This is a genomic window from Enterobacter sp. 296B2 (assembly GCF_034106185.1).
Taxonomy (GTDB): Bacteria; Pseudomonadota; Gammaproteobacteria; order Enterobacterales; family Enterobacteriaceae; genus Enterobacter; species Enterobacter cloacae_N.
Genome location: NZ_JAWNCA010000015.1, coordinates 90,443 through 107,778, shown reverse-complemented (window position 1 = coordinate 107,778; position 17,336 = coordinate 90,443). Strand labels below are relative to the sequence as shown.

The 17,336-nt window shown below is 51.4% G+C and carries 16 protein-coding genes and 1 pseudogene; 8 read left to right on the top strand and 9 right to left on the bottom strand.

The window, feature by feature from the left end:
- Nucleotides 1-239: 239 nt before the first annotated feature.
- The 3 genes from URZ40_RS13205 to URZ40_RS13195 form a co-directional block, all read right to left on the bottom strand.
- Nucleotides 240-548: a hypothetical protein gene (locus tag URZ40_RS13205; RefSeq protein ID WP_074171915.1), complete on the bottom strand. Its 309-nt coding sequence runs from the start codon at nt 546-548 to the stop codon at nt 240-242.
- Nucleotides 549-893: 345 nt separating this feature from the next.
- Complete coding sequence (locus tag URZ40_RS13200; RefSeq protein WP_316379260.1) at nt 894-1,304, bottom strand: ASCH domain-containing protein; 411 nt, start codon at nt 1,302-1,304, stop codon at nt 894-896.
- A gap of 384 nt (nt 1,305-1,688) precedes the next feature.
- Nucleotides 1,689-2,753 (bottom strand): helix-turn-helix domain-containing protein, encoded by a 1,065-nt coding sequence (locus URZ40_RS13195; protein ID WP_316379311.1) that lies wholly within the window; start codon nt 2,751-2,753, stop codon nt 1,689-1,691.
- Nucleotides 2,754-2,825: 72 nt separating this feature from the next.
- On the opposite strand from URZ40_RS13195, the gene URZ40_RS13190 reads away from it, so the two are divergent.
- From URZ40_RS13190 to URZ40_RS13180, 3 genes are read left to right on the top strand one after another with little or no spacing between them, the layout of a single operon-like run.
- Nucleotides 2,826-3,605: an alpha/beta hydrolase gene (locus tag URZ40_RS13190; RefSeq protein WP_214597747.1), complete on the top strand. Its 780-nt coding sequence runs from the start codon at nt 2,826-2,828 to the stop codon at nt 3,603-3,605.
- A 25-nt stretch (nt 3,606-3,630) separates the two neighbouring features.
- Nucleotides 3,631-4,266 carry an FMN-dependent NADH-azoreductase gene (locus URZ40_RS13185; protein ID WP_214597746.1) on the top strand — a complete coding sequence of 212 codons (636 nt, stop codon included), beginning with the start codon at nt 3,631-3,633 and terminating at the stop codon, nt 4,264-4,266.
- A gap of 3 nt (nt 4,267-4,269) precedes the next feature.
- Nucleotides 4,270-4,578 carry a YciI family protein gene (locus tag URZ40_RS13180; protein ID WP_214597745.1) on the top strand — a complete coding sequence of 103 codons (309 nt, stop codon included), beginning with the start codon at nt 4,270-4,272 and terminating at the stop codon, nt 4,576-4,578.
- A gap of 113 nt (nt 4,579-4,691) precedes the next feature.
- On the opposite strand, the pseudogene URZ40_RS13175 reads toward URZ40_RS13180, so the two are convergent.
- A pseudogene (locus URZ40_RS13175) lies at nt 4,692-5,237 on the bottom strand (replication protein P); the annotation flags it as partial.
- Nucleotides 5,238-5,692: 455 nt separating this feature from the next.
- On the opposite strand from URZ40_RS13175, the gene URZ40_RS13170 reads away from it, so the two are divergent.
- Nucleotides 5,693-6,874: a tyrosine-type recombinase/integrase gene (locus tag URZ40_RS13170; RefSeq protein ID WP_320720657.1), complete on the top strand. Its 1,182-nt coding sequence runs from the start codon at nt 5,693-5,695 to the stop codon at nt 6,872-6,874.
- A 49-nt stretch (nt 6,875-6,923) separates the two neighbouring features.
- A complete protein-coding gene (gene ttcA, locus URZ40_RS13165) occupies nt 6,924-7,859 on the top strand; it encodes a tRNA 2-thiocytidine(32) synthetase TtcA (protein WP_045260636.1) in 936 nt (311 codons plus the stop codon).
- Nucleotides 7,860-7,901: 42 nt separating this feature from the next.
- Here ttcA and dbpA read toward each other — a convergent pair whose 3' ends face one another.
- The 4 genes from dbpA to URZ40_RS13145 form a co-directional block, all read right to left on the bottom strand.
- Nucleotides 7,902-9,275, bottom strand: a complete 1,374-nt coding sequence (dbpA, locus tag URZ40_RS13160) for an ATP-dependent RNA helicase DbpA (RefSeq protein ID WP_320720655.1) — start codon at nt 9,273-9,275, stop codon at nt 7,902-7,904.
- Between the two features lie 27 nt (nt 9,276-9,302).
- A complete protein-coding gene (locus URZ40_RS13155) occupies nt 9,303-9,467 on the bottom strand; it encodes a hypothetical protein (protein ID WP_320720656.1) in 165 nt (54 codons plus the stop codon).
- A gap of 291 nt (nt 9,468-9,758) precedes the next feature.
- Nucleotides 9,759-10,742, bottom strand: coding sequence for a zinc transporter ZntB (gene zntB, locus URZ40_RS13150; RefSeq protein ID WP_116339581.1), 984 nt, complete (start codon nt 10,740-10,742; stop codon nt 9,759-9,761).
- A gap of 154 nt (nt 10,743-10,896) precedes the next feature.
- On the bottom strand, nt 10,897-12,039 hold the full coding sequence (locus tag URZ40_RS13145; protein WP_320720654.1) for a methyl-accepting chemotaxis protein: 1,143 nt from the start codon (nt 12,037-12,039) through the stop codon (nt 10,897-10,899).
- Between the two features lie 454 nt (nt 12,040-12,493).
- Between URZ40_RS13145 and URZ40_RS13140 the strand changes: the two genes are divergently transcribed.
- The 3 genes from URZ40_RS13140 (at nt 12,494) to URZ40_RS13130 (ending at nt 16,163) form a co-directional block, all read left to right on the top strand.
- Nucleotides 12,494-14,623, top strand: a complete 2,130-nt coding sequence (locus URZ40_RS13140) for an EAL domain-containing protein (protein WP_320720653.1) — start codon at nt 12,494-12,496, stop codon at nt 14,621-14,623.
- A 92-nt stretch (nt 14,624-14,715) separates the two neighbouring features.
- On the top strand, nt 14,716-15,948 hold the full coding sequence (locus tag URZ40_RS13135; protein WP_316379265.1) for a sensor domain-containing diguanylate cyclase: 1,233 nt from the start codon (nt 14,716-14,718) through the stop codon (nt 15,946-15,948).
- A gap of 74 nt (nt 15,949-16,022) precedes the next feature.
- Complete coding sequence (locus URZ40_RS13130) at nt 16,023-16,163, top strand: Ecr family regulatory small membrane protein (protein WP_162874963.1); 141 nt, start codon at nt 16,023-16,025, stop codon at nt 16,161-16,163.
- A gap of 190 nt (nt 16,164-16,353) precedes the next feature.
- On the opposite strand, the gene URZ40_RS13125 is transcribed toward URZ40_RS13130, so the two are convergent.
- A complete protein-coding gene (locus tag URZ40_RS13125; protein WP_316379266.1) occupies nt 16,354-17,253 on the bottom strand; it encodes a LysR family transcriptional regulator in 900 nt (299 codons plus the stop codon).
- Between the last annotated feature and the right edge of the window lie 83 nt (nt 17,254-17,336).

Here is a 17,336-nt window from a genome sequence, read left to right as displayed (position 1 = left end):
GCGTAATTCTATCAAAAATAACATTAACACTCTTAAACTCTTTAAATCAACATTCACCAGTATTACTTTACAATCATTGCAAGATTTAGCGCCAGTCAGTTTGTATATAACTTACTGGCTGGCGCTAAGGCCATATGGGTCTTCAATGATTGAATGAAAAAACTCATTAAAATGTACTGAGTAAAAAAAAGAATATAACTTAAAAGCACACTATTTTAAAACAACACTTCTTCTAAGATTTAAAAAGTAGTACAGCTCATTCCACCATTTATTGTAGGTGTACAGTTAGTGGTAACCGGGCGATTTGCTGCGTCTATGGCAGCTTGCTGAGCTTGTTGTTGTTGTATTGTTTGGTTTGCTTGATTCAATCCAACCTGCATAGCCCCCATGTCGCGAGCTGCATAACATGCGTCATAGTCCCCATCATCACACATTGCAGCTACTTGACCGACTGTTTTGAAAGCATAACGACTATGCCACATCGAGCGGGTATCACTAGTACAACCAGCCAGAAAAGTGACAGCTACCACCATCATTAAGATTTTCACTTTATGTTTGCCTCATTGAAATTAAACACTTAAGAATACGTTTTAAAATATAATTGATTTTGACGTTATGTTTTATGATGCAAAACATGATTAATAAAGTTTCGCATTAGGATATGTACCAATTTTATGAGTACCACTCATCCTCCTCTGAATAGTTAAAATCTTATGCATTGACAAAGCACGCTGCAATTTCTTGCTCTATAAAAACCCTAGAGTGGGTAGTGTTATGATTGCTCGAGGTAGTGCCTACCAAAGCTATGGTACTGGTGTCGATCAAGCTAGCAACATAATCTCTCATTTAATCAGCCTCAACATTTACGCTAACTTCAGCCCGTTTACTTTGACCTATAGGATCTCAACCACTTCAAACTCTTCTGCGATCAACTCCATCTCTTGAGAAAAATGACCTTCGCGGGTGAAAAATCTCTGATGCTCTTTCTGCCAGTATTCAAGGCTTAAATCCCCTTCACCTTCTTTGCGGGCGAACGCCTCAGTCACATCACAAAAACGCACCAGTCGCAATGAAACCAGTCTGATCACGCAGACCGGAACATTCTGGCCATCAAGAATAATGTTATAACTCCCAATCCTCAGGGGAGAATCCTCTTCCTGGAAAGAGGCAAAAGATCCGGAAGAGGCCGTTTTGATCCCTTTTTTGACCAGGTCCGCAAGCTCGCTAGCGAGTTCCGGGCTGTCACCCATTTGCCAGGCATCTGCAACTGGATACTTCATTTTTAATTCCTCAACCTCAACCATTGAAATCCCTTCTTTATCGTCGATGAAAAACAAAATTTATACATTTTTTTAGCATGACTGTATCGACATTTTCAGTGATGCCTTCCTTTAGATAGTGTGATCCGCTTATCGCTCAAAGCGGACCATTTCATCCCTGTGCCCTTCCACCAGCCTTCATGCGCTCATATCTTGCTTTCAAAAGCTCCACTAGTGTCGGCCCCTTTGGCGATACTGGCGCCCCCCAGCGCCCGACAAGCAAGCGTGTTTGAACGCTCAGTGCCAGTGGCGGACAGTCGCAAAGTAAAGGTATGTTGCTCTGAATACTAGCCAGAAATGAAACCCGTTAAGATTGGCAAATGAGCAGACGACCATCCTGAAGTTAACAGAGGTGAAAGTTCAGCGCGTTCATTCGCAACTCGAATGTGAAGGGCGTTTTATCGAAAGACGCTTTCTGAAACTTCCAGGGGACATCCCCATTATGGTGCTAAAGGCGCGCCTGAACGCTGTTTCATCGCCGTACCCGCATGCACTTGCGATCTGAGAAATAGTTTTCCCCGGGCTTTCCAGTAGCACGGATGCCGTTTCAATACGAACCCGGGTAATGAAGTCCTTCGGGCTTTCCTGGACGAGCATTTTCATTTTACGGTTCAGTGTCCGGGTCGTCATATTCAGAGCTGCAGCAAGTTGCTCAACCGTCATGGCAGGATTCTGATAACGAAGCAGGTTTTCTGCTTTAGTCAAAAGAGGATGTCTTGAATTGAGAAAACCTGCGGGCGCATAAATTTGCTGTGACAGAGGCTGGCTGTCAGCAACGGCCATGTCAGCTGTTAACTTTGCCAGCTCATTACCTGCATGTTTGCGAACGAGGTATATGACCAGATCGACCCATGAGAGTGGTCCGCCTGCAGTGACCACATTGTCCTGTTCGGCCAGGTTTTTTCCCCATACAGGTTTTGCCAGTGGATAGCGTTCAGCGAAAGTGGGATATAACCACCACGTTGTGGTACAGACCCGTCCGTTGAGTAAACCCGCTTCTCCCAGTACAAAACCGCCTGCACAGGCTGAGGCAATACAGCTTCCCTCTGAATACTTCACTTTCAGCCACTCGGCCGCATTTGATACAGCGGCTCTTTCAGCGGGAAATCTATGCTCATCCAGCTGCATACCGCTGGCAATAATCACCTCAAAGGTATCAGGTTCACTAAATGCGCCATCACTTTCAATACTGCGTCCCTGAACATCCCTGACCGGCTGACCATCAGCGGTAATCGTCCTGACGTCGAATAAAGGAACATCTCTGGATATCTCAGGATTTACCATAGGGTTCATCCTGACCACCTGATTCGCCAGCCAGAACATATCAGCCAGCCCCGCAAGCGCCGAACGCATGCTGCCCGGAAGAGCAAGTAACGCAACGCGCATGTTTAACCCCGTCATGAAGAATGTCTGATTTCGCATGTTACCTGTCATTAATGACACTTCATACCCTTTGTCTGGGTGATTACACTGCCTGAAATTGAACACCGCAGGAACAATACAGGCATGTGGATGAGAAATGTTATGTCACGCGCGCTGATAAAAGGAGCATTTGCCTTGTGTCTTTTATTCATGAATAGCCCGTTGCTTATGGCACAGGAAGGGGGGATAAAAAATATCGTGCTGGTTCACGGTGCCTTTGCTGACGGCTCGTGCTGGTCAGCCGTCATCTCCCTGTTGCAGGAGAGGGGATTCCACGTTACGGCTGTTCAGAATCCTCTGACGTCATTACGAGACGATGTAACTGCAACTGAGCGTGTGCTTGAGCGTCAGAAGGGTAACGTTCTGCTCGTGGGGCATTCATGGGCAGGAGCCGTGATCACTCAGGCTGGCAATGCGAGCAACGTCAGGGGGCTGGTCTATTTATCCGCTCTGGTTCCTGACAGCAATCAATCCGTATCTGACGCACTGGCGCGATTTCATGCCCCCATGACAGGGATGGAAGCCGATAAGAACGGCCTTATCTGGCTTGATGAGCCAGAGTTGTTTCACCAGGTTATGGCCAATGAGATAAGCATCAAAAAGAGCCTGCGACTCGCTGCTGTGCAGCAGCCTATCGCCGCTACCGCCTTTCAGGAAAAAGTGAAGGAAGCCGCCTGGCGAAAGAAACCTTCCTGGTATCTCCTCACAGGAAACGACAACGCGCTGAATCCGTCAGTACAGGCCGGTTTTGCCCATGAGGCCGGGGCGCACATCACGCGGATTCACTCAGACCATATGTCCATGATTTCTCATCCCGAAGAGGTTGCCGCATTGATTGTAAAGGCGGCGCAGAGCATCCACTGATCCGTACATACCAGGAAAATAGGCAATGAAAATTCTCCATCTTGATTCCAGCATCAACCATGAGTTTTCAGTAACCCGCCAGTTGTCGGCTGAAATAGTGAGGCAACTGGTAGCAACCGGTCAGGAGCATCAACTGACTTATCGGGATCTTGTGAAAGACGAAATCAGTCATCTGACCGGGGAGATTGCTTCAGGATTCAGGTCTGTTTCGGGACGGCCGATTGCTACAGCCCTTCTGGCGTCTGAGCAGCAAGTATCAGACGCTCTGGTCTCGGAGTTTCTGGAAAGCGAGATGATTGTTCTCGGCGCGCCAATGTACAACTTTTCTGTGTCCAGCCAGTTGAAGGCCTGGATGGACAGAATTGCTCAGCCAGGGAAAACCTTCAGCTATACCCCAACGGGGCCCGTGGGCCTTGCGGGGGGCAAAAAAGTCATCATCGCCTCAGCGCGGGGCGGTTTTTATGCCGGTACGGGGCTGGAAGATATGGACTTTCAGGAGAAGTTCTTGCGCAAGTTTCTGGGCTTCCTGGGCATCTCGTGTGTTGAATTTGTCCGTGCTGAAGGCGTGTCGAAAGGTGAGGACGTAAAGCTGAGAGAAATTTCCCGTGCTTTGTCCTTAATTCCACAAGTCATTAATGCGATTTCTGCCGCTAAGGAATGAACCATGCTTTACGCCGTAACGCTGACTTACCTGACACAACCCGATGCAATTTCTGCTCATCTTGACGCACATAAGCAATGGCTGGTCAGGGGTTTTGAAGAAGGCAAAATCCTTTTTGCAGGCCCCCTCAGCAATCATGCCGGCGGCTACATACTTTTTAAAGGAGACAATACAAGTGAAATTCAACACTGTCTTCAGGATGACCCCTTCATCATACATAACATTGCCGATGCAGAAATAATGGGCATTGAACCAGTGCTATGTGCGCAGGGATTCCCTGAGAAATGGGCTGAGAAAGCCCGTTTCATTTGACTATAAATCGCTGTAAAGCGCCCTGCATCCTGTGAAATGACTCCATTACAGTTATTTAGTGGGCGCTTTCACTTATTATTTTAATGTCTGCTTCTCGCTCAAAGCGGACCATTTCATCCCTCTGCCCTTCCACCAGCCTTCATGCGCTCATATTTTGCTTTCAAAAGCTCCACTGGTGTCGGCCCCTTTGGCGATACAGGCGCCCCCAACGCCCGTCGAACGGGCGGAATCGGCTTCCCGGCCAGGACCCGCTTCTCCCACATATCGAGAATGTCACTGGCCTCACGCTCAAGCTCTTTATGGCTCAGTTGGCCATCAGTTCCGCGGCGGCGCAGCTCAATGCAGATGTGGTAAAAAACCGGTTTTGGCCACGGATACTGCTCACTACTCGGATACCGGAACACCAGTTTGCGCCACTTCCAGTATTCAGCCATCACGTTAGCGGTGGTGATCCCCAGTACGCTGCGCCCTTCCCTGCACCACTTGATGAACTGGCCTGGCGAAGGCAGGAACGGGCGATCCTGGCGACGCACCATGCGCATGCCGGCTTCAACCTGCTCCAAGGTGGTGATCCCGTTTTCTTTGAAGGCCAGCACCCACTGGCGGCGGATCTCATTCACCTCTTCCTGGCTGCGATTAACCAGGCTTGCCGGGAACGACCGTTAAAGTCGAAACTACCGTTGACAATGTCCCGCTTGAAAACCGCACTCCAGCGGTCCGTTTTGCCGTCCACCTGACCAGCGACAAATACCAATCACATATCACTAAAGAGCAGCAGCTGGCTGCAAGCGAAATGTCACTGGATGAAGGCAACACCTATCTCCAAAACCTGCTGCTGGCGAAGAACGACATCCCTGAAGTTGCCGAACTAAGCCTGAACGCTGAGTGGAAACTGGTTCAGGCTATTAAGCAGGTCTGCGCGCCAGATGAAACGCACGAAGCTGAAGTGATCGCTGCATTCATGGCTGACTGGGCGAGAGCAGATGCCGGCGACCGCAATCAGGTAGTCGAGGACTGGAGAGGAGGAAAACTAACTCTTCTCAAATCAGAAAGCACCAGCGACGCCGACGTTACAACCAATCAGGCGCTAGAACCTGATAACGGTATCTGGTTTATGTACCGGGGAAAGCGTTGCCGAGAAATTCTAAAAGGTTGGATCAACACCCCGGCGAACATCAAAAAAGCCGGAAATCTTCGGGCTGTGATCGTTAGCGAGATCAACCTTGGAGAGTTTGATTACAACCAGCGCTTTCCTTCATCATCAAGAGCAAAAAAAACCGTAACCACTGTTTCAGTTCAAACCTTTTCAGAGCTGTGTGAACTGTGGACGAGCATTAAAGAAACCGAAATTAGCGCGAATACGATGCGTAAGACGCGCTCACAACTCGGTACGTTAATGCACATCATTAACGGAGATACGCCTGTTTCAACTATACGCCACAGCGACATTCTTAAATACAGGAAGGAGTTGTTGAACGGTGAGACACTTTACCTGACAAATCCCAGAAGCAACAAACAGGGACGCACTGTGCGTACCGTGAACAACTATATATCGCTTCTGTGCTCCCTGCTTCGGTTTGCACACAAATCTGGCTTTATCAGTGGCAAGCCCTTTGAAGGGATCAAGAAACTACACAAAGGGAAGGTAAAACCGGATCCTTTAACGAAGCAGGAGTTTAGTTTGCTTGCGGAATCCGAGCGTGGCCAAAGCCTCAATATGTGGACGTTCGCAGTTTATACTGGTGTCCGTCATGGGGAGCTTGCAGCTCTTGCCTGGGAAGATATCGACTGGGAAAAAGGTACGGCTCATATACAGCGCAACCTTAATGCGCTAGGAATGTTCGTCCCACCAAAAACCGATGCAGGTGATCGAGTTATCACGCTATTAGAGCCAGCACTAGAGGCCTTGAAGGCACAGCGTACGCTGTCTTCGTTACAGCCCAAAACCGAGATTGTTTTTCATCACCGTGAGTATGGTTCGATGGAATATCAAAACCTGCGATTCGTTTTCATACCCCGGATGCGCAAGGGAGAACAGAAAGCCTACTACTCTTTATCGAGCATAGGTGCGAGATTCAACGCAGCTGTAAAACGTGCTGGTATTCGCCGCCGGAATCCGTACCATACGCGGCATACTTTTGCCTGCTGGCTTTTATCTGCCGGCGCTAACCCGTCTTTCATAGCCAGCCAGATAGGGCATGAAAACGCGCAAATGGTCTATGAAGTCTACGGTGCGTGGATTGAAGAAATGAATGGCGAACAGGTGCTGATGCTTAACGATAAGCTCGCACGCTGAAAAACTTTTGCCCCTATTATGCCCCTATTGGCTCCGAAGGTAGTAATAAATGCAAGAAAATCAATCAAATACAAAGAAAGAGCAATACAACCTGAACAAACTGCAAAAGCGCCTGCGCCGTAACGTGGGCGAAGCCATTGCAGACTTCAACATGATTGAAGAAGGCGACCGCATCATGGTTTGCCTGTCAGGGGGTAAAGACAGCTACACCATGCTGGAGATCCTGCGTAATCTTCAGCAAAGCGCGCCGGTGAATTTTTCTCTGGTAGCGGTCAACCTTGACCAGAAACAGCCGGGCTTCCCGGAGCACATTCTGCCGGAGTACCTGGAACAGCTGGGCGTTGAGTACAAAATCGTCGAAGAAAATACCTACGGCATCGTGAAAGAGAAGATCCCGGAAGGGAAAACCACCTGCTCGCTTTGCTCCCGTCTGCGCCGCGGCATTCTCTATCGTACCGCGACGGAGCTGGGCGCGACCAAAATCGCGCTGGGCCATCACCGCGACGATATCCTGCAAACGCTGTTCCTGAACATGTTCTACGGCGGCAAGATGAAAGGCATGCCGCCTAAGCTGATGAGCGATGACGGCAAGCACATTGTGATCCGCCCTCTGGCCTACTGCCGTGAAAAAGACATTGAGCGTTTTTCTCAGGCGAAAGGGTTCCCGATCATTCCATGCAACCTGTGCGGCTCTCAGCCGAACCTGCAGCGTCAGGTGATTGGCGACATGCTGCGCGACTGGGATAAGCGTTATCCGGGGCGCATCGAAACCATGTTCAGCGCGATGCAGAACGTGGTTCCTTCCCACCTCGCGGATGTAGAGCTGTTCGACTTCAAAGGTATCAACCACGGATCGGAGGTGGTGAATGGCGGCGATCTGGCGTTTGACCGGGAAGAGATCCCCATGCAGCCTGCGGGCTGGCAGCCGGAAGACGATGACAATCAGTTCGAAGAGTTACGTCTGAACGTGCTTGAAGTGAAATAAGCGACTAGCGTCTCAGAAAGGTCTTCTGAGACGCTTTATGCCTTATTTCAGCAGACGCACGCGGCAGGTTTTACCTTTAATCTTGCCGTTTTGCAGTTGCTTCCACGCCTTATGGGCCACCGCCTGGCGAACAGCCACATAAACATGTGCCGGATGCACGGCAATCTTCCCGATGTCCGCCCCGTCCAGACCCACATCGCCGGTCAGCGCACCTAACACATCTCCCGGACGCATCTTGGCCTTTTTGCCGCCATCAATGCACAGCGTCGCCATTTCGGCCTCCAGCGGCACGAGCCTGACGCTGCCCGGCGCGTTCATCCAGTTCAGCGTGATCTGGAGCATTTCAGCAAGAATATTGGCGCGCTGCGCCTCTTCCGGGGCGCAGAAGCTAATGGCCAGGCCGCTGTTCCCGGCGCGTGCCGTACGGCCAATACGGTGGACGTGCACTTCGGGATCCCACGCCAGCTCATAGTTCACTACCAACTCAAGGGATTTGATATCCAGGCCGCGCGCAGCCACGTCGGTCGCCACCAGAACACGGGCGCTACCGTTGGCGAAACGCACCAGCGTCTGATCGCGATCGCGCTGTTCCAGATCGCCGTGCAGCGACAGCGCACTCTGCCCCGCCGCATTCAGGGCGTCACAGACGGCCTGACAGTCTTTTTTGGTATTACAGAACACCACGCATGACGCAGGCTGGTGCTGGCTCAGCAGTTTTTGCAGGAGCGGGATTTTCCCCTGCTGCGACGTTTCAAAGAACTGCTGTTCGATGGCTGGCAGGGCATCGACGCTGTCAATCTCGATGGTGAGCGGGTTTTTCTGCACGCGACTACTAATCGCGGCGATGGCTTCCGGCCAGGTCGCAGAGAACAGCAGCGTCTGACGATCGGCTGGTGCGAAGCGGATCACCTCATCAATGGCATCGCTGAAGCCCATATCCAGCATTCTATCCGCCTCGTCCATCACCAGTGTGCTTAAGGCATCCAGCGAGACGGTGCCTTTTTGCAGGTGATCCAGCAGGCGGCCTGGCGTCGCGACAATAATGTGCGGCGCGTGCTGGAGCGAATCGCGCTGCGCGCCGAACGGCTGCCCACCGCAGAGGGTTAATATCTTGGTATTGGGCATAAAGCGTGCCAGGCGGCGCAGTTCACCCGCGACCTGGTCTGCCAGCTCTCGCGTCGGGCACAGGATCAGTGACTGGGTCTGAAACAGCGTCGCGTCAATATGCTGCAGCAGGCCAAGACCAAAAGCGGCCGTTTTCCCACTGCCCGTTTTCGCCTGCACGCGCACGTCACGGCCTTCGAGGATAGCGGGCAGCGCGGCCGCCTGAACAGGCGTCATCGTGAGGTATCCCAACTCGTTGAGGTTGTCGAGCTGGGCGGCAGGCAGAACATTCAGGGTAGAAAAAGCGGTCACAATAGTCTCTCGTGGTCATCTTTACGGTCAGATGGCGCGTATCCTCGCAGATCTCAGGGTTCGATGCGACAATTTAATCGGTTCTTCGTCCGGCGGCGGATCTGGCATCGGCTGCGGACGCGGAATGGGATCGGGCATCGGCACGGGATCGGTGGGGACAGGATCGGACTGACGCGAGTGTTGCAGTAGCAGAGCGAGTAAAATACTCATCTTTCCCTCCAGGATTTGCTGTCGTCCCTTTTAGGGTAGACGCTGAGAAACAGGAGGCAAAAAAAAGCCGACTATAAAGTCGGCGTCGTACGAATCAATTGTGCTATGCAGTAATTCAAAAAAGGAAGTAAGACAATATGGAGCGCAACGCCCATCGCTTGACGTTGCATTCACCTGCGGGAGTAATATTGCACCTTACGGGGTAAATGTTTATTGACTTCGCTCAATTAAAAGAGCGTTTTAATCCCCGTAAAAGGTGAAAAAAACGTAAATTTACAGCCATTTACTACGATGCAACCACCATGCAACACCTCCAATCAAAACAACTAACATGACGCAAAACGCAGTGAAGCCGTACCGATATTCCCCGCCGGGTATACCGCCCAAATTGACGCCAAAAAGCCCTGTCAGAAATGTGCTCGGTAAAAAGACCATCGCCATCAGGGACATCGTATAGGTCCTTCTCGCCAGCGACTCCTGCATCACCTGGGCGATTTCATCCGCCATCACCGCCGTTCGGGCGATGCAGGAATCGATCTCGTCCAGCCCGCGTCCCAGCCTGTCAGCAATGTCCTGCATTCGGCGGCGCTGATCGTCATTCATCCAGCCAAGTCTTTCACTGGCCAGACGAGCATACACATCCCGTTGTGGCGTCATATATCGACGCATCACGATCAGCTGCTTGCGCAATAGCGCCAGAAAGCCGCGCGGGGGGATCTGCTGATCGAGCAGGTTATCTTCCAGGTCGATGATTTTATCGTGCAGCTCTTCAATAAATTCGCTCGCATGATCGGTCAGAGCGTCACAAACATCCACCAGCCAGCTGCCGCAGTCGACCGGTCCGGTCCCCTCTTTGAGGTCGTTCACAATGTCGTCCAGCGCCAGAACTTTACGCTGGCGGGTGGAAACAATCAGCCCGTCGTCCATATAGACGCGCATCGCAACCAGCTGATCGGGACGTTCATCCGTGCTGCCGTTTATACAGCGCAGGGTGATAAGCGTCCCGTCCCCCATCCTGCTCACGCGGGGCCGCAGGCTTTCACCCGCCAGCGCATCACGTACGTTGTTAGGCAGTAGCGGAGTCGAGGCCAGCCAGTCAGCGCTGTCCGGGTGGGTATAGTTCAGATGTAGCCAGCAGGGATGCTCTTTATCAATGACATCATCATCTTCCAGCGGTCGCGCACCGCCGCGACCGTCCAGCACCCACGCAAAAACTGCGTCAGGAACGTTAAGTTCAGATCCTTTAATGCTCTCCACAGTGCCTCCCCTGTTTGGCTCTTTCGATGTCAGTCTAGCTTCCATCAGGGGTTAAGCAACAACTATGTCTCGCATCGCGCTGAAATCGCTCAGGAATTGTACATGCTGTATTTCGAGAATAGAAAAGCCCGGCATGCCAGGCTTCGGAAAGCTGTCAGAGTGAGTGCCCGGGGCGCTGAAGGAACGAGACAGAATCGGTCACGGGTGACGAGGAGTGCCCCTGGTCCAGCCTGAAATTTCGTGTCCGCGTCTGCAGTTCGATCACCTGATTACGCAGCACATCAGAGGAACCGTTGAGCTCCTCCGCCATCGCAACGTTGCTCTGCGTGACCCGCTCCAGTTCGGACAGCGCCAGCGTGATCTGGGAAATGCCCTTCTCCTGCTCTGCGGTCGAGGTAGAAATCTCATCCATTAACCGGCTGACGTTGCTGGATCCGGTCACGATGTCATGCATATTCTTCTCCGCTTCCGACACAACGCTGGCACCCTGGGTGACATTACTGCTGGTAACGTCAATCAGCGTTTTGATATTTTTCGCCGCCTCCGCACTGCGGTGCGCCAGATTTCGTACTTCCTCTGCAACAACGGAGAACCCTTTACCGTGATCGCCTGCCCGCGCAGCCTCGACGGCCGCGTTAAGCGCCAGAATATTCGTCTGGAATGCAATGCCGTCGATCAGCGAGATAATTTCCGTCATCTGCTGCGCGCATTCGGTAATGGATTGCATATTGCTGGCAACCTGTTCCATCAGCTCTCCTCCCTTGCGCGCCTGCACCGTCGCGGCATTCGCCTGCTCGCTCGCCAGCCTGGTGTTATCGGCATTATTTCGGGTACTTGCTGCCATCTGCTCCATACTTGCCGCAGTTTGCACCAGAGATGCAGACTGCTGCTCTGTTTTCACCGAGAGCTGAGCACTGCGGGAAGAGAGCTGATCCGACAAGGTCATGGCGTTTTGTGATGAAGCCCTGATCTCACGCACCAGCGTAGCAATGTTGCTGGAAAGACTATTAATCCCGGGAATTAACCGCCCCGCGCAGTTATTGCCAAACTCGGGGATAGAGACGCCTAAGTTGCCTGCGGTCACTTCTTCAATACTTTTTTTCACAGTATTGATCGGCGTCACAAGAAACTTCGTCATATAACTCCAGAGCAAAAATAACGCAACGAAATTGACCACATTAATCGAAACGAAAAGAGAAAGATTGCTGGAAAATAGAACAACGATACCTGCATTCACAAAAAAAAGGCACAGCAGGAACCAGGCAATGAAGGTCCTGACACTAATATTTCTTAGCATGATTTTACCCACAACTTATATTTTGGTCGGCATTAAGACTTATAGCATTCACTTTTGCGTTTGTCCTCACAAAATACGCTGGCTTCTCGTTTCGCCGTTACCCACCCAGTATTTAACTTAAGTCAGACAAAAAAGGCGTTTTAGCAGAAATGTTCTGTTCAGCATGCTGTGTTGCTGGTCCAGAGCCCCCTGAAGCGATACCATCACCTGCGGTAAAATCGGCCATTTGCACACATATTTAAGACGCTTTGCTACAATTGTTCGACTATGTTTAGCAGTGCTTAATGTTCAATAAAAAAGAATATATTTTATATTACGAGTAAGTTTGGCATTTTATATGACTGGTCATTTTTCACGATAAATAACTAATATGGTTTGAATGCGCATGTTCGTTGCCAGATAAAGACGTGCCGGCAGGCGAAATCGGTAACCCTCTCAGGCGTGGGATTGCATAATGCTCAATATATCGTGGGACCCTGTGTTGATCGCTGTCTCCTGTCTGGTGGCGTTTATCGCCTCCTTTGTGGCCCTGGATAGCGCCGGGAAAATTCCCCTTTCCAGCCGAAAAACGGCTTTGTTCTGGCGGATTGCCGGCGGGGTCACGCTTGGTATCGGGATTTGGTCAATGCACTTCATCGGCATGCTGTCCATGCAAATGCCGATGATGATGAGCTATGACCTATGGCTAACCCTGGCGTCTCTCGGCGTGGCGGTTGTTGCTTCCACAATAGCAATTAACATTGCCGTTACGGGCAAACACCTCTCGCTCTTTCGGCTGTTCTTCGCCACGGTCATCCTCAGCACTGGCGTGGTCTCCATGCACTATATCGGTATGGCCGCCCTGATGCTGGAAGGAAGCATCCTCTGGGATCGGCGCATTGTGAGTTTATCCGTGGTCATTGCCGTTGTCGCCTCAGGCGTGGCGTTGTGGCTGGCTTTCCGCCTTAGGGATAAGCACAAAGGGGTCTTTGTTACTCGCATTCTCGCCGCGTTAGTCATGGGTGCCGCCATTTGTGCAATGCACTATACAGGCATGAGTGCCGCACATTTCCATGAGATGGCGCGTACGCTCCCCGGCGGGGTCAGCGAACTGGGATTATCCATCTGGGTTTCCGTCACCACGCTCTCCCTGCTCGGCATGATGTTAATTATTTCGCTTATTGATTCGCACTGGCGGACCAGTCGGCTGACGGATAACTTACGCCAGCTCAACCGTCAGCTTGAGCTACAGGTCCGTTTTGACGCTCTCACCGGCCTCGCAAACCGCCACCAGATGGATATCCGAATGCAGGATTGTCTGCACAGCGCCTTGTTGAGTAACAAACAATTTGCCGTGATCTTCCTGAATGTCGATCGCTTCAGACGCGTGAATGATACCTGGGGCCACAGCGTCGGCGATGAGTTATTAATCACCATTGCCCAACGCATCACGTCCCGGCTTACCCGCGAGATGACGCTTGCCAGGCTGGGTGGGGATGCCTTTATCCTGCTGGTTCCCGAATGTGACGAAGAAAAGCTCACTGCCCTGCTCACGACGCTGCTCGCGGATATGCGCCGTCCGTTTTCGCTTTGCGGACATACGCTGAGTACGACACTGAGCGCGGGTGTTAGCCTCTATCCTCAGGACGGAGAAACGCTGCATGAACTGAAGTTTAAGGCGGATGCCGCCTTACAACACGTTAAGCAAGACGGTCGTAACGGCTGGGCGATTTACTGCCCTGAGATGTCAACGGCAGTTCCGGCGCAGCCGGGTTTTCTGCAGGAACTTTCTCAGGCGCTGGAACGCGATCGGTTTGAACTCTGGTATCAGCCAACCTGGCATGCTGAAGATAAGACGATCCACGGTTTTGAGGCCCTTCTGCGCTGGCGGCATCCGGAGCAAGGCGTTTTGCTGCCAGGTCTTTTTTTGCCCACGCTGGAACAAACGGGTTTGATTATTCCGGTTGGCAACTGGGCCATTGAGGCCGCGTGTCGGCAGCTTCATTTCTGGACTGAACAAGGCTTCAGCCAGTGGACTTTGTCGCTCAACTTATCCCCCGTTCAGTTCGAACAGCCGGATATCTTTCACATCGTGTCCTCAATGCTGGAAAAATATAATCTGTCGCCTTCAAGGCTGATCCTGGAGGTAACGGAGAGTACCGCGCTAAAAAATCTCGATCGCAGCATCGAGTTGCTCAATGCCTTTAACCATGCGGGGATCACCGTCTCTATTGACGATTTTGGTACGGGCTATTCCAACCTGCTGATGCTGAGCGTTCTTCCGGCAAAAGAGCTAAAAATCGACAAGAGCTTTGTGGCCTCTATGCTGGAAAATGAAAAAAGCCGCAAGCTGGTGGAAACCATTATTAATATTGCCCGCACCATGGAGATGCGTGTCGTTGCCGAGGGAATTGAAACGGACGAACAGCAGGCAATACTGACCAGCCTCGGCTGTGATTATCTCCAGGGCTACCTTTTCTCCCGCCCTCTGCCCGCTGAACAGGTTCCATGGCTACTGCTACAGAAAAACTCAGATAAACAAATTATACCGATGAATAAAATTCAAACGGACAACGCATTTATTTCACAAAAAAATCATGCCTGACGGGATTGAGTAGAGTATGTTTCAAGGGAGTACATGCGAGTCAATTCCGCCATGATTGTCAGGTATATCGTGCCGATGAACAGGAAAATACTATGTCGCAAAATAGTTTTGATGCGCTTAATGCAATTAAAACGCCCGTGTGGCTCATTTCTCCTGTTTCGGAACAGATTATTTTTGCAAATGTGGCCGCAATACAGCTGACGGGTAATAAAACGCTGAACGACCTGCGCAAAGGTTCCTGTTCTGCCAGTGCGCAAACCGTACTGTCGTTGTACGTTCCCGAACTGAAAAATCATCACGATATTGTCGAGATCTGGACAATTAGCCGGGGCGGGCAGGACGCCCCCTTAAGCTGTCGCCTCTCACTCACCCACGCCACGCCGTATGGTGATGTTATCGTTTTCGAAGGGATCTCTTCCCACGCCCCCTCTGGCCTGAAAGCCAGCCGTTCCGCAACCTATCAGCGCAAGAAACAGGGATTTTACGCACGCTTTTTCCTGACCAACAGCGCGCCGATGCTGCTCATCGATCCTGCCCGTGACGGGCAAATTGTCGATGCAAACCTGGCCGCGCTCAGCTTTTACGGTTATTCGCATGATGAGATGTGCTGCAAGCATACCTGGGAAATTAACACGCTTGGCAGAGGCGTCATGCCCATCATGACGGAGATCGCCGCACTGCCCGGCGGACATAAGCCGCTCAATTTTATTCACCGCCTTGCCGATGGCACCACCCGCCATGTCCAGACCTATGCGGGACCCATCGAGATCTACGGTGACAAACTGATGCTGTGCATAATCCATGATATTACGGAGCAAAAGAGGCTTGAGCAGGAGCTGGAAAATGCTGCATTACGTGACTCGATGACGGGGTTACTCAACCGACGACAGTTTTACAATGTTATCGACCAAACCAGCCTGAGCCACCTTTCTGCACAGCAGCAGTTTAGCCTGCTGCTGGTGGATACCGATCATTTTAAAAACATCAATGATCTTTTCGGTCACCTGAAAGGTGATGAAGTGCTTATCGCCCTATCCCGAACGCTGGAAGCCTGCTGCAGACAAGATGACCTGGTGTTCCGCTGGGGCGGTGAAGAGTTTGTCATCCTGTTGCCGCGCACGTCTCTTGAAACGGCTCTGAAGATTGCCGAATCCGTCCGTGCGACGGTCGCCCATATCACCCTTCCAGGCTTACCACGGTTTACCGTCAGCATTGGCGTGGCGCGGCATGACCCGGAAGAGAGTATCGACGCACTGTTTAAACGTGTCGACGATGCGCTCTATCGCGCCAAAAACGATGGGCGTAATAAAGTCCTTGCGGCATGAAACTGGAGTATCGGGAAAAGCCCCGCTACAATGCCCAGCTTAAGTAAATTAACGACGGGTGGGTTGTGGCGACAATGGGAAAGACAGAATTAATACTCACCTTAATTATTTTCTTGCTTATTATATTTGGCTTATGGTTTATTTTCAGCGGCGAGATTTGGTATTTCGTTGAATATCTGGAAAACAGTCTCTACCCCACTTTTGACGCACTGTAGTGCACGTTTAATTTATTGTTTCACCTACCGAATTTGTCAGGTATCTGCATTGCCCTTAGCCACGTAAGATACGCGGCGTTATCCTCCAACAATGTTGATAACGAATCACTAAATCATTTGCTTATTTCGCCCGTTCTCTGACGGGCTTTTTTTATTTCCGGCTATTAAGCAAAACATCGATTCTTGTCCGTCAGTCGCCATGTTGTTGCAGCACCGCTCTGCTCCAGTCATAAAAGGCGCGCACCGAAGGCGGAAGATAGCGGTTTTGTGGATAGACAAGTGAAAGTGGTAAATCGTAAGTGAGGTTCTCTATACAGCGAACCAACGCCCCGCTCTTCAGATACGGCTCAGCCAGATAGCTGGCCACGCGAATTAATCCGAGCCCTTGAATTCCGGCCTGGATATAGGCGTCGGTATCATCGACGATCAGCGACTCTTTCATGTGGATTGCACAATCGCCGTCATCACGCGTAAAAAACCAGTCGATGGTGCGCCCGGTACGGTGGTTCAGGTAGCCGACGGCGCAATGCTTTTCCAGTTGGTCGAGATTTTCCGGCTTACCACAGGCGTCTATATAGCCCGGAGAAGCCAGAACAACCCATCTGAAGTTCGCCAGAGGGCGCGCGACCAGCGTCGTTGAATCTTCGATCCTCCCGGTGCGGATCACGCAGTCATACCCTTCCTGAATGATGTCCTCCACGCTATCGCTCGAACAGAGTACCAACTCCAGCCCGGGATACTGGCGCAGAAATTCCGGGAGACAGGGAAGAATGCAGTGTCGGGCAAGAGACTGCGGCATACCGACTTTTAAACGGCCTCTGGGCTGTGCGGATCTGGCGGGAAAGGAAGACTCCACTGTCGCAATATCCGCCAGCAGCCGTTTGCTCTCGTCATAGTAACGCCGGCCCTCTGCGGTCACGCTGAGCTTCCGGGTGGTGCGTTGTAAAAGTTGAATACCCAGGTATGTCTCCAGTTCCTTAACGACCCGCGATACGGTTGAACGCGGTAGCCCCAGCGCTTCTGCCGCCCTGGCGAAGCTATGGGTGTCGACCACGCAAACATATACCCGCATTGATTCCAGTTTATCCATGTTCCCACCGCGCCTGAAAAGATCGATTATCCCATTATTACGAACAGTCTAACTTATGCCTGTGGTCTTATCGAATGCAGCTA